This window comes from Grimontia sp. SpTr1, from assembly GCF_947387585.1.
Classification (GTDB): domain Bacteria; phylum Pseudomonadota; class Gammaproteobacteria; order Enterobacterales; family Vibrionaceae; genus Enterovibrio; species Enterovibrio indicus.
On record NZ_CANDOD010000007.1, the window covers coordinates 128,228 to 143,090 of the forward strand.

Annotated in this window: 16 protein-coding genes; 8 read left to right on the plus strand and 8 right to left on the minus strand. The window is 48.5% G+C overall.

What is annotated here, in order from left to right; genetic code table 11:
* Positions 1-21: 21 nt before the first annotated feature.
* A complete protein-coding gene (locus tag QL223_RS12275; RefSeq protein WP_002539808.1) occupies positions 22-1,272 on the minus strand; it encodes a sarcosine oxidase subunit beta family protein in 1,251 nt (416 codons plus the stop codon).
* 266 nt (positions 1,273-1,538) lie between these two features.
* Between QL223_RS12275 and fdhD the strand changes: the two genes are divergently transcribed.
* The 5 genes from fdhD (at position 1,539) to QL223_RS12300 (ending at position 4,429) form a co-directional block, all read left to right on the plus strand.
* On the plus strand, positions 1,539-2,366 hold the full coding sequence (gene fdhD, locus QL223_RS12280) for a formate dehydrogenase accessory sulfurtransferase FdhD (protein ID WP_281544908.1): 828 nt from the start codon (positions 1,539-1,541) through the stop codon (positions 2,364-2,366).
* A 92-nt stretch (positions 2,367-2,458) separates the two neighbouring features.
* Positions 2,459-2,752 carry a hypothetical protein gene (locus QL223_RS12285; protein ID WP_046307351.1) on the plus strand — a complete coding sequence of 98 codons (294 nt, stop codon included), beginning with the start codon at positions 2,459-2,461 and terminating at the stop codon, positions 2,750-2,752.
* A gap of 240 nt (positions 2,753-2,992) precedes the next feature.
* The gene (locus QL223_RS12290) at positions 2,993-3,151 is read left to right on the plus strand and encodes a hypothetical protein (RefSeq protein ID WP_281544909.1); all 159 of its coding nucleotides are present in this window, start codon (positions 2,993-2,995) and stop codon (positions 3,149-3,151) included.
* Between the two features lie 160 nt (positions 3,152-3,311).
* Positions 3,312-3,770: a GNAT family N-acetyltransferase gene (locus QL223_RS12295; protein ID WP_002539801.1), complete on the plus strand. Its 459-nt coding sequence runs from the start codon at positions 3,312-3,314 to the stop codon at positions 3,768-3,770.
* Between the two features lie 32 nt (positions 3,771-3,802).
* Positions 3,803-4,429: a LysE family translocator gene (locus QL223_RS12300; protein ID WP_281544910.1), complete on the plus strand. Its 627-nt coding sequence runs from the start codon at positions 3,803-3,805 to the stop codon at positions 4,427-4,429.
* 35 nt (positions 4,430-4,464) lie between these two features.
* On the opposite strand, the gene QL223_RS12305 is transcribed toward QL223_RS12300, so the two are convergent.
* The 3 genes from QL223_RS12305 to QL223_RS12315 all read right to left on the minus strand — a co-directional run bounded on the left by QL223_RS12305 (position 4,465) and on the right by QL223_RS12315 (position 7,151).
* On the minus strand, positions 4,465-5,214 hold the full coding sequence (locus QL223_RS12305; protein WP_002539798.1) for an ion transporter: 750 nt from the start codon (positions 5,212-5,214) through the stop codon (positions 4,465-4,467).
* A complete protein-coding gene (locus QL223_RS12310; protein WP_281544911.1) occupies positions 5,214-6,440 on the minus strand; it encodes a low temperature requirement protein A in 1,227 nt (408 codons plus the stop codon). The genes QL223_RS12305 and QL223_RS12310 overlap by 1 nt, the downstream gene beginning before the upstream one ends.
* 69 nt (positions 6,441-6,509) lie before the next feature.
* Positions 6,510-7,151 carry a DsbA family oxidoreductase gene (locus QL223_RS12315; protein WP_281544912.1) on the minus strand — a complete coding sequence of 214 codons (642 nt, stop codon included), beginning with the start codon at positions 7,149-7,151 and terminating at the stop codon, positions 6,510-6,512.
* Between the two features lie 411 nt (positions 7,152-7,562).
* Between QL223_RS12315 and QL223_RS12320 the strand changes: the two genes are divergently transcribed.
* The gene (locus QL223_RS12320) at positions 7,563-7,931 is read left to right on the plus strand and encodes a helix-turn-helix domain-containing protein (RefSeq protein WP_039850580.1); all 369 of its coding nucleotides are present in this window, start codon (positions 7,563-7,565) and stop codon (positions 7,929-7,931) included.
* Between the two features lie 216 nt (positions 7,932-8,147).
* Positions 8,148-8,690, plus strand: a complete 543-nt coding sequence (locus tag QL223_RS12325; protein WP_002542084.1) for an outer membrane beta-barrel protein — start codon at positions 8,148-8,150, stop codon at positions 8,688-8,690.
* A gap of 53 nt (positions 8,691-8,743) precedes the next feature.
* Here the strand turns inward: QL223_RS12325 and cutA are convergent, their stop codons facing one another.
* Both cutA and QL223_RS12335 read right to left on the minus strand, forming a co-directional pair.
* Positions 8,744-9,073: a divalent-cation tolerance protein CutA gene (gene cutA / locus QL223_RS12330; protein WP_002542086.1), complete on the minus strand. Its 330-nt coding sequence runs from the start codon at positions 9,071-9,073 to the stop codon at positions 8,744-8,746.
* 12 nt (positions 9,074-9,085) lie between these two features.
* Positions 9,086-9,274 carry a hypothetical protein gene (locus tag QL223_RS12335; protein WP_002542087.1) on the minus strand — a complete coding sequence of 63 codons (189 nt, stop codon included), beginning with the start codon at positions 9,272-9,274 and terminating at the stop codon, positions 9,086-9,088.
* Positions 9,275-9,452: 178 nt separating this feature from the next.
* Here QL223_RS12335 and QL223_RS12340 point away from each other — a divergent pair, with 178 nt between their 5' ends.
* Positions 9,453-10,160: a DUF1223 domain-containing protein gene (locus tag QL223_RS12340; protein ID WP_002542089.1), complete on the plus strand. Its 708-nt coding sequence runs from the start codon at positions 9,453-9,455 to the stop codon at positions 10,158-10,160.
* A gap of 88 nt (positions 10,161-10,248) precedes the next feature.
* Here the strand turns inward: QL223_RS12340 and QL223_RS12345 are convergent, their stop codons facing one another.
* Positions 10,249-12,009, minus strand: coding sequence for an EAL domain-containing response regulator (locus QL223_RS12345; protein ID WP_281544913.1), 1,761 nt, complete (start codon positions 12,007-12,009; stop codon positions 10,249-10,251).
* Positions 11,999-14,692 (minus strand): response regulator, encoded by a 2,694-nt coding sequence (locus QL223_RS12350; protein WP_281544914.1) that lies wholly within the window; start codon positions 14,690-14,692, stop codon positions 11,999-12,001. The genes QL223_RS12345 and QL223_RS12350 overlap by 11 nt, the downstream gene beginning before the upstream one ends.
* Positions 14,693-14,863 lie beyond the last annotated feature (171 nt).

Below are 14,863 nucleotides of genomic sequence, written 5' to 3' on the forward strand. Positions count from 1 at the left end.
TTTCCCTATGGTCTGTTGACCCTAATGCGCAACACCGGCAGCGCCGTGTTCGTCAATCAAATGGCCCGTGACAAAACGGTTGAGGTTGAATGGTGCCGCGATAGGGTGCGGCGAATCGTTCGCGATAGTGTGAGCAAACACATGACCTGAACCCGGTGTGGCTTTAAAGCCCCCAGTCCCCCAACCACAGTTGAAGTAGAGCCCTTGAATGTCCGTTTTACTGATGATGGGACAAGCATCGGGACAGGTATCGACAATCCCACCCCAGTGACGGTTCATTCGCACACGGCTGAGGAAAGGGAACATCTCGATGATTGCTGAAATCGTGTGTTCGATAACAGGGAAAGAGCCGCGCTGACCGAAGCCGTTATAGCTGTCGATACCCGCCCCAATCACCAAGTCGCCTTTGTCTGACTGGCTGATGTAGCCATGAACAGCGTTAGACATGATGACAGTGTCGATACATGGCTTCACTGGCTCAGATACCATGGCCTGCAAGGGGTGGGATTCCAGTGGCATGGTCATTCCCGCCATTCGTGCTAACTCACCCGAGTTACCTGCAACCACACAACCCACTTTTTCCCCGCCGATAAACCCGCGAGAGGTTTCTACACCTTTCACTTTACCGTCTTCAATACGAAGACCGGTCACTTCCGTTTGTTGGATTAAATCCACACCCAGTTGATCGGCGGCTCGGGCATAACCCCAGGCAACAGCGTCGTGTCGCGCCACGCCGCCCCTTGGCTGCCAACTCGCCCCCAAGACCGGGTAGCGGGCATTGTCAGAGCAATCAAGAAGTGGCACCAATTCTTGTACGCCTCGGGTATCCAATACTTCACTGTCGATACCGTTTAGTCGGTTTGCGCTGACACGACGCTCAATATCACGCATATCCTGAAGGTTGTGCCCCAAGTTCAACACGCCACGTTGACTGAACATCAGGTTGAAATTGAGCTCCTGGGAAAGGCCTTCCCAAAGTTTGAGAGAGTGTTCGTAAAGGTGTGCGGCTTCATCCCACAAATAATTGGAACGCACAATCGTGGTGTTTCGTGCGGTGTTACCGCCACCAAGCCAGCCTTTTTCCACCACCGCAACATTCTTAACGCCACATTCCTTGGCGAGATAGTAAGCCGTTGCCAAACCATGGCCACCACCGCCCACAATGATCACGTCATAAAGAGGTTTCGGCGTCGGGTTTCGCCATGCCCGTTGCCAGTTTTCATGGAAAGTGAGCGCGTGTTTAAACAGCCCGAATCCTGAGTAATCTGTCATTCCATTGTCCTGAATTCCGGAAAATCTAACGCCGTCACTGAATTTGTCACGGCACTGAAAAGTGTAGTCTTTTCATTGCTGTCAGGCGGAAAAACGCCACCGTATAAAGGCATGGTAAAGCGGTGATCTCACTGGGAAATGTGCAAATGCGCCCGCCCGAAATGCGTTTGCGACAAAGTGTGACATCACCTTTTTTACACTTTGGGGCAACGCGTTAAACTGGTTGGCACTATGCTTCGTGACATACACACCGCTCAGGGCTGAGAATGACCAATCGCAAAATGAAAGATGACGAAGCGCAGCCGGATGCGCCAATTCCTCCCCACTCGCTGCATCATTACATTGATGACGAGAGTCAGGTCACTTCGTTTGCAACCCTGCCAACTGAAACGCCACTGGCCATCAGCTACAACGGCGTCAGCCATGCAGTGATGATGGTGACACCTCAGGATATTGAAGATTTCATTTATGGTTTTTCTTTCAGTGAGCGGATTATCCGAAGTGGCAGCGAAATTCACGACATCAACATCGAACAGAAAGACGACGCGCTGATTGCGAATGTGCAGCTTGCCAACCGCGCACAGGCGAGACTTTCCCTCACAAAGCGTCATTTGGCTGGTCGCACAGGGTGTGGGATTTGCGGTACTGAATCTCTCGAACACGCCATTCCGACATTTGAACCCTTGCCATATATCGATACCCTCAGCAACGGCAGCATCCTCAAGCTGAGGGAGTCTCTTCGTCAGTGGCAGTCTTTGGGGCATATCAGCGGTGCCATTCACGCAGCGATGTTGGTCAATGAACAAGGCGAGATTTTGCTGTGCCGGGAAGATATTGGCCGCCATAATGCGCTGGATAAAACGCTGGGAACGGCAATCCGCGGCAAAGCGCTGGCACCGACTCAAGCCTTACTGGTCACCAGTCGTTGCAGCATCGAATTGGTGCAAAAAGCGGTGTTATCTGGTGTAGCCACACTGATCACGCTCGGCACACCCACTTCTCTGGCGGTCAACACCGCGATTGAAGCCAACCTAAACCTCGTTCATCTCCCAAGGCAGGATGCACCGCGCTTTTTTAACCGTGCATCCCGCTGAGTCACTCGCAAATTTACAACTCGCAATGCAAAAACTTAAGGGTTCGTTTTATTCTTCCGCATCAATGTTTTAGTTGAAAATCCGGAACGAATATGGAACTCGACAAACGCTTTTATCGATGGGGAGAAGAACGACGCTATGGAAAGTTCTCTTACATCGTCCGTACCGCTTTGTTCCTTACCATCGTTCTGTTGTCATCGCGTCTGGCTTCGCTGTTCCTTTACGAACCCACTTCAGGCGTTGAAGCATTTTTCCTCCAATTTCCAACGCAAATACTGATGTTCACCACCCTATCTGTACTCCTTAGTACACTTGGATGGTACTTAAAAGAAGCATGGTACAAATCCAAAGCACGTCGCCGCAGCTTGCCCATTACGTCACTGTAATCCGCGCAAAAAGTCCATATTTCGAGGCACACGTCGCGTCACCGCATTCAGGAGGAATCATGCTTAACATTCTGGGCATAGATCATCTGGTTCTCAGAACTGACAAACGCAAGAGCATGATCGCATTTTATACTGGCGTTCCGTGGTTTGCTGACCCAATTGCGCGAGGGCAATGCCTTGATTGATATTGTCAATATTCATAGTCAACTGGGATGACGAGGTGGTGGAGAACCCACAGAGATGGAGAATAGTGTTGACCATCTTTGCCTACTGATTTCTCCACTGGACGAAGACAACATTATCGCGCATCTAGACCAACACGGTGTTGAACATGGTGAATTCACCGCTCGCTATCGTTCAGAAAGTGTTGGCAAGACTCTTTCCTTCAGCGTCCCATAGGGGAATACGGTCGAATTCCGTTGCGCGAAAACCGGTGAGCCGCTCTACGCAGTCCTACCTGGTGATGGATAAGCCCAAAGGACAGAGCCATGCTCGACAAAAAGGATATTTATGCTTTTTTCTACGACTTTTAAAATTACTATGAAAAGGTATCTATCAGATGCCTGCTAATATCTCTTTCAGCGAAGTGACACCCCAACATATTCCTGCGTCACTGCTCCTCGAAGCGGATCCATCAGCATCCAGCATCGCCTCTTATCTACTTGATTCATGGTGTGTCATTGCAACATCCGATGACAATGTGGTCGCAGCATGTGTGGTCAAGCCTATCGGTAACCAACGTGCGGAGCTATTTAACATTGCTGTTTCCCCTGACTTTCAGGGCAAAGGCTGTGGCACACAACTGCTTCGATACATGATCCAGTTCGTTCGTGCCAAAGACATGAAAAGGCTGGAATTGGGTACGGGTACGTTTGGTTATCAGCTCACTTTCTACCAGCGAATGGGCTTTCGGGTATTTGATGTTGTCAAAGACCATTTTTTAGACAACTATGATGAGCCCATTTGGGAAAATGGGGTGCAACATAAAGACATGTTGAGGCTTTACCTGGATCTGTAAAGCCTGCCAGCGCATAGGGAGTAGTGCTTTTCATGCAGCTAGAGACTTTTCTGCTTTATCTTTTCGTTTCATTTTTCTATGTCACCAGCCCGGGGCCCGCTATTTTGCTGGCCATCCGTAATGGTCTCGCGGGAAAAATGTCAGTGGTTGCCACCTCAAGCTTTGCCAATATCGTCGGGCTGTTCATTCTCTCGGTGGTGTCTATGCTTGGCTTGGGCGCACTCTTGATGACATCCTCCCTCGTCTTTACTGTCTTTAAAGCCATAGGCGCCATTTATCTCATCTACCTTGGCATCAAGATTTTTCGCTCAAGTCGAATAGGCAATTCAAAAGTTGAAGAGGGTGAAAAACCGAATAAGCGCTATCACCATTACTTTGGCGAAAGTTTGCTACTGGCGATAACCAACCCTAAAGCCATCGTCTTTTTTGCTTCGTTCTTTCCGCAGTTTCTGGATACCAACGCGCCTGTCGCACCGCAGTTTTTCATCATGACGCTGAGCTTTATGGCGATCTCTTTTGGCTCTTTGATGTTTTATGGTGGTGCGGCAAAGTTGATGAAGCAAACCTTGGCAAAGCTTGCATTTATCCGCTGGTTTAACCGGGTAACGGGAACCTTGTTTGTCGGGCTGGGTATCAAGTTGGCACTGACCCAACGATAAGAAGGGCTGTTTACACGAAAAATAAAGGCGTCTGGTTAGACGCCTTTGTTGTCTTTCAGCAGCGCTTTTAGCTCCTGAATTTCTTTTCGCAGTGATTGCACTTCAGCTTCCAATGCCGGCGAGTTGTTGTCCTTCGGCTCAGCAATCAGCCAAGAAGCAAACACCGCGGTAAAGCTGCCAAACATGCCCACCCCCATAGTGATCAGCATAATGGCGACAATTCTTCCTTCGAAAGTCACGGGATAGAAATCGCCATAACCTACGGTCGTGATGGTAATGAAAGTCCACCAAAATGCGTCTGCCGCCGTCTGGATGTTTGCGCCCGGCATGCCGCGCTCAAGAGAAAGCACGTAGATAGAACCAAACACCATCATGATCAGCGAAGTCGCAATCAGAAAATGGAGTGAGGACGACGCTTTATTTTCACTGATGGCATGGGTAATCATGGATATCGACTTGATGGCCCTAACCAGACGCACCACACGAAGAATACGGGCAAATTGGTTCACGTCCATCAAAGGAATGCAGGAAATCAAATCCAGCCATCCCCATTTCATATATTGCAGCTTGGATTCTGCTGCGCGGAACTGTTGAACGAAATCGATGAAGAACACCCCGCAGATCAGGGTGTCTACATATAGCAGGATCTGTCGCGTTTCAGCAGAGAGTGGGAACAGAATTTCCACCATCAGCGAAAGCACGACAAATACAGAAAGCACCAGCACCGCGATTTGAAAAGGCGTGATGGATTCCGGCAGCTTTTTGTCGACCGCTTGCACCTGCATTAACCCGCATCTTCCACTTCAGTTTTGGCTTGCGTATCGGCCGCTGATATCGCGACATAAGCATTTCGCATTGGGATCACCGCCTGAGAAATCAGTGCTGCACCCCAAACGAAGTTGCCGATGAGTGCCGGAACAAAAGCGACAATCGCTAGCGCCACAAAGGATAGGCCAATGCCCACCATGCGGATTTTAGCGGTCGCAAATTGGTGTGCCGTACGCTCTTCAATCACATTCTGAATAAGAAGCAACGCATAGAGATAGCCAGCCAGACCAAGACAGCCAATGACTGCATACTTAAAAGGGTAGTGATCCCAGAAGCCCACTTTCACTTCAGCAGACAAAGCCACACCCACACATACCGCAGACAACATGAGCAAGAGGTGAGATAACGTCCACTGCATCATGGTTTTTGGATCTGTGCTTCGTGGTTTTCCGTTGCCTGCAAAATCAAAGTAAATCCAACACATCACCAGCAATGAAAAACCACCGATAATGTAGTTAACAAATACATCCGGCGACACGTTGGAGACGCCGTATTCTGACAAAGTGATGATCAGTTTGAAGAAGCCCTCACCGACGACAATCAGCAGTAAAAGGGCAAAACGCTCTGCCATGTGACCCAATCTCGGTACCAGACGTTCATGTCGAACAATGCCAATCTTTGGCATGACAAACAGCGCCCAGATCACCACCATACCAATGCCAAACAAGATGTAACCGTAAGGCTGAGGAAGGAAAGCACTCACTGCAAAAATGGCAGATGCAATCCCGTAGTTACGTGACATTTCACAGGGTAGTGAAGATTCAGAATCCCCTACTTTCCTTGCCCGGCGATAGAGATAGGCGATGATCAACCTGTTTAGGGCGTAGCCGACAGCAAAAAACGCCCAGCCACCGTGGTCAATCGAATGGATTGACGAGGTCATCAACATCACCGTTAAGATCTGTGCTGCCATCACCAATCGGTGGCGAATATCTGTACTCACGTACAGCGAGTTAAACAGGCTGAGATCAAACCAGGCGAACCACACCACCACAAACAGCATGGCGAAGATGGCAAAACCTTCCACACTCAAGTGATGGCTAAGGTAATTGCCCAGAACGAAGATAGAAACCACATGCACCAAGTCATAGAACAGCTCAAGCCAGTGAACGTGATCGCTGGATTTTTCGCTGTCTAAGTGATGCTGGGGCTTACGCCAGAGAGGGTGGTCTGACAGACTCATAGTCACATCCGTGTCATATTAAAATTCAGAGCATTCTAATGAACGATCTATGCGCCGACTTTCTCAATATTAAGAATCCAATTCTTTCAATATCTGCTTTAGCACGTCGACAGGTTGAGCGCCTGTCACTGCACTTTCGCGATTGAAAACGATTGTTGGAACAGAGGAAACACCAAGGCCACGCCAGTAATTCTGAGTGTCGCTGAAGGTTTTGGCTGCTTTGGCGTCTTCTAGTTTGACCATGCCCACTTCGGCACTTAGACCTACGTCTTCCATCAGTTTCGCCAAAGTATCTCGGTTCGAAATGTCCTGCTTCTCAGAAAAGTAAGCATCAAACAAACGCAGCTTGAGTGCCGTTTGCTTCCCCTTTTCTTTTGCGTATTCCAAAAGAATATGTGCATCGCGGGTGTTCAGGGTTTTCATCTCATCGAAAAATGAAAATTGGAAGCCAAGCTCTTGACCCAACTGCGTCAAATTTTGGCGGTTACGGTCGCTGTCTTCCCGACTGATGCCGTATTTACCCATCAAGTGCTCTCGCAAATTCTCACCTTCCGGTCCCACATGAGGATTGAGTTGGAACGGTTGCCATTCCAGCTCGATAACATCATGCATACCCAGCTCATCGATAGCTCTCTCTAGGCGTTTGTAGCCGATGATGCACCACGGGCATACTACGTCAGATACAATGTCGATTTTGATTTTATCGGTCATGGTGAACTCCCTTTGTCCCCCCTACAAAAATCGGCATACCAGTCTGCAAGGGTATATACCCAAACTACCTGAAGATGCTCGCATTCAGAGGCCCTCAATGCGTTCAATTCAAGGCAAATTTCGCGAGGAATAGTCGTTCTATTTCCGTGGAATTTAACTTGAAGTGGGCGCATTGAGGGCCTCCCTTCGGGCGAGTTGACTGGCGTCGTGCTCTTTGTTGTCCCTTTTTGATGGAGGTGACTACACCTACAAAGGGACGCCGCGATCACAACACCAGTCAAACTCGCTGAATCCGGCATCTTCAGGTTGTTTGGGTATAGAATGTATTATGTGGTTAATTATGGTAACCTTCACCCTCTTTTCAACCAGTTTACTTTTTGTAACCTAGTATTGAGAGCGAGGCATTCTAAGTTGGTAGCGAAAATAGAAACTGACAGTCGCGGCCGGAAATCTGCGACCAATGTATGCACGGAGCCCTGTGCGATTGAGCGTGCTATGCGACTGATTGGCGGTAAATGGAAAGGCTCAATCATTTACCATTTAAAAGATGGCCCTGTCCGTTTTAATGATCTCGCCCGTCAATTGGGCGGTGCCAGTAAAAAGATGATCGACCAGCGACTTAAGGAGTTGGAAAGTGAGGGCATGGTTTTACGCAAGGTGATCAGTGATCGTCCTATTGCTGTTAGTTATGAGCTCACAGAGTTCGGCCAGTCTGCATTAAAGATTCTTGATGACTTGAGGAACTGGTCAGAAGCACATCAAATTGAATTAAAGAAATAGTAATTAACTAGGCAGTGTTTGAATATTAATTAATACAAACCCGCCTTTTGCATATCAGTGCAATGCATTTAAATTAATATAGATACAAACAAAGCTTTTCCTTTATTAAATAAGATACAAATTACCCTTTTCCTATTCCTGTAATTTGAACAGGAATTACATTTGATGGCCGCTATTTCAATAGCGTAATAACTGGTTAGGGAAAGGAATTAATAAATGAAATTGGGAACCGGCTTGCTATTTGCGGTACTAGCATCAAGTGCTGTACAAGCGAATGAACAAGATTTCTACATTGCAGGAAGCATTGGAGCGCACGAGTTTGCTGATGAAACAGGCGAGAAAATTGCCGTACATGTTGGTGCCAAAAACATCGCAGATAACAATTTTTTTCTTGGCGGTGAACTCGAATTCGCACTGTTGAACAACGATGACTTCGAAAAGACCTACGGTGGTTACAAAGAAGACTACTCATATTCTGCCAATATTCCAGTAGGTAAACGATTCCACATGGGTACTGAAAGTTCACTGGATGTATATGGTTTGGTTGGCTATTCGTCACTCAGAATTTACAACGGCAGCGACGATGCGACAGGGGATGGTTTCCGCTGGGGTGCTGGTGTTGACGGCAATTTTTCTAATCTGATGGTAGGCCTCCGTTATACCCAAGGTAAGCAGGAAGGCTCCGTGAATAGTGGCCAAAAACTCGACGACACCGAGAAAAATCTCAGCCTCATTCTTGGCTACAGAATCCAGCTCTAAGTTCTGTATTCAAATGAATAAAAAACCTCTGTTGTTCAAACAACAGAGGTTTTTTATTGTTCGCAGCTTTCAGAAATCCAGTATAGGTAAGCAGGTAAACCCGCTTCAATAGGCAGCTGTATCACTTCGGGCACATCGTAATCATGCAACCGACAGATTTCAGCTTCGACATCCTGATATAGTGACTTTTTCGTTTTTATCATCACCTGCTTTTCTGTATCCGACGCTATCTTCCCCTGCCAATGGTAGTAACTCTGAATGGGTAGCACCTGAACGCAGGCCGCCAGTTTCTTTTCCAGCAGAGATTCGATAATACGTTTGCCGATATTGTCATCTGCAAACGTCGTCATCACAACCACGTAACTATCGGTTGAAACCTTCATATCCAACCTTTGTTAGCACCGCCCTTTCTTGGCTTGTCCTGGCGGGCAGAATTTGCCGTCTGGGTGACCATCCTTATCGCCGTAGTCGTCGTCTTTGGAATTTACTTTGATTTCGACATCGTCCGTTTCACCTTCAATACTGGTGATTTTGCACCCGCTGGCGAGAAACAGCGTGAAGAAAATAATCGCAAGCAGTTTCATGGTGTTCTCCTTAATACCCAAAGTTTTTAGGCGTTAACCAAAGGTCAACGGCCCCTAGCATCCAGCTTAGACAAAAGACTCGTAAAACAAACAGAAAGGCACAAGGTTTCTCAAAAGTTGAAAGCGACTGACACGCCCGCGGGTCTCTATTAAGGAGCTCATACCCAAAGGAACTGCTATGCGTCGAATGTTAACCCTCACTTTGCTTTCTTCCGCTGCTATTCCGCTATCACTCTCAGCACAAACTTGGGAGAACAACGGTTCGCCTGCCACTGTGGTTGAACTTTATACTTCAGAAGGATGCAGCAGTTGCCCTCCGGCAGAAGCCGCGCTTAACAAGCTCAAACGGAAAGATGGGCTTTGGAAGAGTGTGATTCCTATGGCGTTTCATGTGGATTACTGGAATTACATTGGCTGGGAAGATAAATACGCCAAGCCTGAGTTCAGTCAAAGGCAGCGACAAAAGGTCTCTCAAAGCCGTGCCAGTGGCGTGTATACCCCAGGATGGTTTATCAACGATCAGGAATGGCGGGGCTTTTTCGCTAGACAGCCCGTTCCTTATGCCAGCGGCCCTCAAGCACCCGCACTAAAAGCATCTCTTAACGGCAATATTCTCAGTGTGAATTACGAAGGCAATGCGCACCTCAACGCACAATTCGCGTTGCTCGCCATGGATATTGAAACCAAGGTACAACGTGGTGAAAACCGCGGCAGAACTTTGGAGCATGATTTTGTGGTGGTAGATTTCGGCACTAAACCAGGGCAGCATAACTGGCAGTTTACGCTGGATAACAAGGTCGCCGCCAAGCCATCAGCAATCGCCGTTTGGCTGACGCCACAAGGTGGCGGCGATCCAGTACAAACGGTCGCCGGATGGTTGAAGTAGCCTCTCCTTTCGCTACCGAATGCTCATCGTCTTCAAAAGCAAAAGGGAGCCATTGCCCCCTTTTTTTGAATCTAATCACTGATCGCGATCAGGTAGTCTTTGATTCATCCGTCGAACTTTCAATTGCAGTATCTCCGAGCGGTGAAGCCTGACTGTCGCCTAAGAGCGCCTTCAACCCTTCAATATCTAACGGACGACTCAAATAGTAGCCCTGTGCTAAATCACAGCCTTTCGACTTGAGCATCTCAAGTTGCTCTTCCGTCTCTACACCTTCGGCAACCGTCTTGATCTTCAGCCCTTGAGCCATAGAAATAACGGCGGTAGCGAGGGCTTCATTTAATTCAACGTCCGTAATACCGTCGACAAACTCACGATCAATTTTCAGCGCATCGAAAGGGAACTGAAGCAGGTAGCTGAGAGAGGAATAGCCCGTCCCGAAATCATCCATCGACAGCTCCGTGCCCAAATCATGCAGAGTGTTCAGCATCTCTTTGACGTTCGGTTGATTGCTGAGGAGTAGCCCTTCCGTCACCTCCAACTCCAGTCTTTCGGCTGCGAACTCATGCTTTTCCATGATTTGGGTGAAGTCATCAACAAATTGCGGTTGCCTGACTTGTTGTGGGGAAATGTTGACGGCCAGATGCAGTAAATCCCCTTCCTTATTTGTCAGTGATGCAAAGTCGTTCATGGCAGTATCGAGAACAAATTTGCCAATTTCATAGATGAGGTTTGACTGTTCTGCGATAGGAATAAACTCGGTTGGCGCGACAGAACCCAGTTCGTCGTTGTTCCATCGGAGCAATGCTTCTGCGCCAGATATACGGTTGGTGTTCAGGTTATACAATGGCTGGTACACCAAAGAAAACTCCCCGCGGGAGAGCGCCCAAACCAGGTGATATTCAAGCCTCAAACGGCGATGGACGTTGTCATTCATCTCGCTGGTAAACAGGCGATAGCTGTCTTTTCCGCCCTCTTTCGCCTGATGTTTCGCAATATCAGCATTACCAAAGAGACGCTTGAAATCATCTGAGTCCAATGGACTTAGCGAGATCCCCATGCTGGCAGTGATGTGCACTTCACCGCCACCTGTGATCTCGATTGGCTTGTTAATAGCCTTGCGCAGTTTGCTGGCGATCTGGCAGGCATTTTCTGTCTGATGCAAACCGGGAAGGACAATCAGGAATTCGTCGCCACTCACACGACCAACCGTGTCTATTTCGCGCACCGTTTTCACAATTCGGCGAGACAACTCTACCAACACCTGATCGCCCACGTCATGGCTCAGTGTATCGTTGATGATTTTGAAATTGTCGATATCCACCAGCATCACGCCGGTCATTAAGCCCCTGCGGAGATCGTGAGCGATGGCGTAGCGCAGCCGATCAAGTGTGAGATTACGGTTCGCTAATCCGGTTAGCGAGTCGTAGAGCGCTCGCTGCATGATCAACTCTTCATTGCGACGAATACGAAGTTGGTTGTATATGCGCAGTTTGACTTCTGCGGGTGACACTGGCTTGGAAATGTAATCGGCACAACCAATTTTCAACCCCATTTCCCGGCCTTCATCTTCTGAATGTTCAGTGATCAAAATGACAGGGATATCTTTGGTGCCTGGTTCAGTTTTAAAATACTGACAGAGTTCAAACCCATCCATATCAGGCAACTCGACATCCATCAGGATCAACTTGGGTGATTCAGCCTTCGCCAACACTTTGGCTGTTGCGCCCGAGGTGGAAAAAATCACCCGGTATTCTTCACCCAAAATGGCGTTTAAGATGCGGATACTGTTTGGTGATTCATCGACCAACAGAACTGTATCTTTATCTGGAGCAGTGGTATTAGCGTGCATGCGTTGCTCCCTTTTCATCAGCCAATGGGATATCCAGTTTGTTTTCTTTGATGTAAGCGTTGAATGCTGTCAACGCCTTGGCATAGTCAAGCTCAATCAATTTATCGCCCACGGGTTTCAACTTGGGTGCCAAATCGCAGTAGTCGACCAGCAACTGATAATAGGTATCGATCGCTATCAGGTCTTGCGACATCATCTGGTCTTTGAAGACTTTTAAGCGCGAAAGTTTTGCCTGATCCACATCCGGCGTCGCTGAGCTTGATGACGTGTTCTTTGCGCTTTCAGCGTTCAACAGGCTCTGTGGGATAGCGGTTTGATGATGCCTCAGCAAAATCTCCCCAATTTCCTTTATCGCGTTGTCCATGTCGCGCTTAAAGTGGGTGAGCGGCGATTGATAATCTTCCAGAGCCATCAGGGCGTTCTGCAGTTGTTTGGCCGAGCGGCGTAAACCCACGATTGAAAGGTTGCCCGCGCTGCCAGCAATGGTGTGAGCATTTTCCGACGCTTCCGTCAGCTGCCCCGCTTCAATTTGTTGATAGACCTGATTCTCCTGCGCTCTGGCTTGATGGACGAAGTCACTCAGCAGTTTGAAATAAAGCGCCTCGTTCCCCATCACACGTTTGATGCCATCCTCCACATCGACATATTCGTATTCAGTCGATTGACTGGCCTCTTCCCCTTCCTGAATGGAGACCGAGGTGACGGCAAGTCCAAGATACCCAGCGAGCTTTTGCAGCAAGTTGTCAGCATCAAGCGGCTTGGGAATATGGTCATTCATTCCCGCTTCTGAACAACGTTGACGGTCACGCTCCATGGTATGTGCGGTCACCGCAAAAATCGGTAAGCTTTCTTTGTCAGAAGTTTCACGGATGATCCGGGTGGCTTCCAGTCCGTTCATTTCTGGCATTTCTAGGTCCATCAAAATGGCGTCGTATAGCTCTGGTGCAGGACAAACCTTGACCACAGCATCACGGCCGGAAGAGGCTAATTCCACCTGGAAGTCGTTACTGATTAAGACCTCTCGGGCAATCTGCTGATTGATGGGCATGTCATCCACCACCAAAATCCGGCGTCCGCCGCCGTTGACAGTGACTGCCGAGCCATACTGTTTGGCCCCGATGACACGTCGGTGTGTTTTGGGCAAGTTTTGCCCCATCACTTCCATGATGGTATCGAACATCACTGACGCAGAAATAGGTTTATGGAGGTAGCCATCAATCTTGCCCTGACCGCGCTCCTTGTCGATTTTCTTCTTGTCATACGCGCTGATCACAATCACCAGCGGGTGTTTCTCAGGCTCAAGGTCATCTTTGATTTTTTCTAGCAGATGGAATCCCTTCTTCCCAGGCATGTGCCAATCAAGCAATACCAGATCATAAGGTTCCAGCTCTAAATCCAGATGCCCTTCCATAATAGCGGTGAACGCACTGTCTACATCACTGGCAGCATCCACATCAAAGCCCAACGACTCGATGATGGCCTGATGCACCGCGATGGAAGAAGGGTTGTCATCCACGATAAGAACGCGAAGCTCACGTAAATCGACAGGCACAGAGAAGCTCTTATCTGACGTAGCTTTTGCCAGTTGCAACTCCAGATTGAAATAAACACCAGGCTCGCTGTCATCCATTTCATCATGCACCTGCCCGCCCATTTGCTCAATCAAGCAAGATGCAATCAGCAGGTTGATGGATTCATCCACTTCCGACTTGGACATCAGCAGGCGTTCGTTTAACTCTTCCAGATCGTCGAACATCTGCTCGTCGTCCGTCACTTTCTGGTTGATGGCGAATTCCAGCACAGCACTGTTATCGTTCAATTGACCCGACTTGATGCTGAGAATAATGGGGCTGCCTTCACCGACAATCATGGCCTCATCAATAAGGTTCAGCAGCACTCTGCGCAATCTGTCCGGGTCACCCACCAAGGAACGTGGCACGTCCAGTGGCACATTGAACAGAAGTTCAACATCGCGGCTCTCCGCCTCGCTGAGTAGGTACTCACGCAAACTTTCCAGCAATTGGTCGAGGTCGAAGGGTGTATTTTCCAGCGAGAGAAAGTGCGAAGAAAGCTCTTGGAAATCCCGCAGGTTATCGCAGATCACCCCAGTGCGTTTGAGGGCGCGGGTCAGGCTATCCAAATACAGCGCCTGCTTGTTGCTGAGGGAGGTTTGATTCAGCATCTGGGCGCAGCTAAGCGCCGTCGCCATCATGGGATACAACGACAGATTAGACTCAGACAGCACATTGAAGCTTCTACTCAACGCACTGGCGACGTTGTTTCTTGCTCCCGCCGTCAGGTGTGTCGACATTTTCAGGAACAGTTCCTCTGGGGCGATGGGATAAACCACATAATCAGCACCACCGCTTCGGTACGCCTGTTGTTTTTGTTCAGCAGAAAACTGGCTACTCGTCATCACAATTCGCGTGTTGCGGCAGGTCGGTAATTGCTTGATCTTGGAAACTTCCTGGGCAAATGAACCGCCATCTTCAAACGGAAAGTCCATGCTGATAACAAGAATGTTCACCGGATGTTGTTGGAGAATGGTCATTAACTTGGCGGGCGTCGCAACCGAACGCAGCCAATATCCACTCTCACTCAAAACTTGCTGGTAAAAATCAATGTGGGAAAGATCTTCGTCCGCGAGCACAATCAAGGGCTCATTTTTCACCAAACCTGTCATTAGGCCTTCCTTTAAGACTTTTTCAGACACAACCGTCTTGGGCCAAGATCGCCAATCAGCTTTTGGTTAGCCTTTCTCTGCAGGCCTTGTTTAGGCACGGACCCCGTCATCAGCGACTTCCTGCATTCACTTACTTCTCACTGGCGAAACATTTATATTTCTTATAAAGCT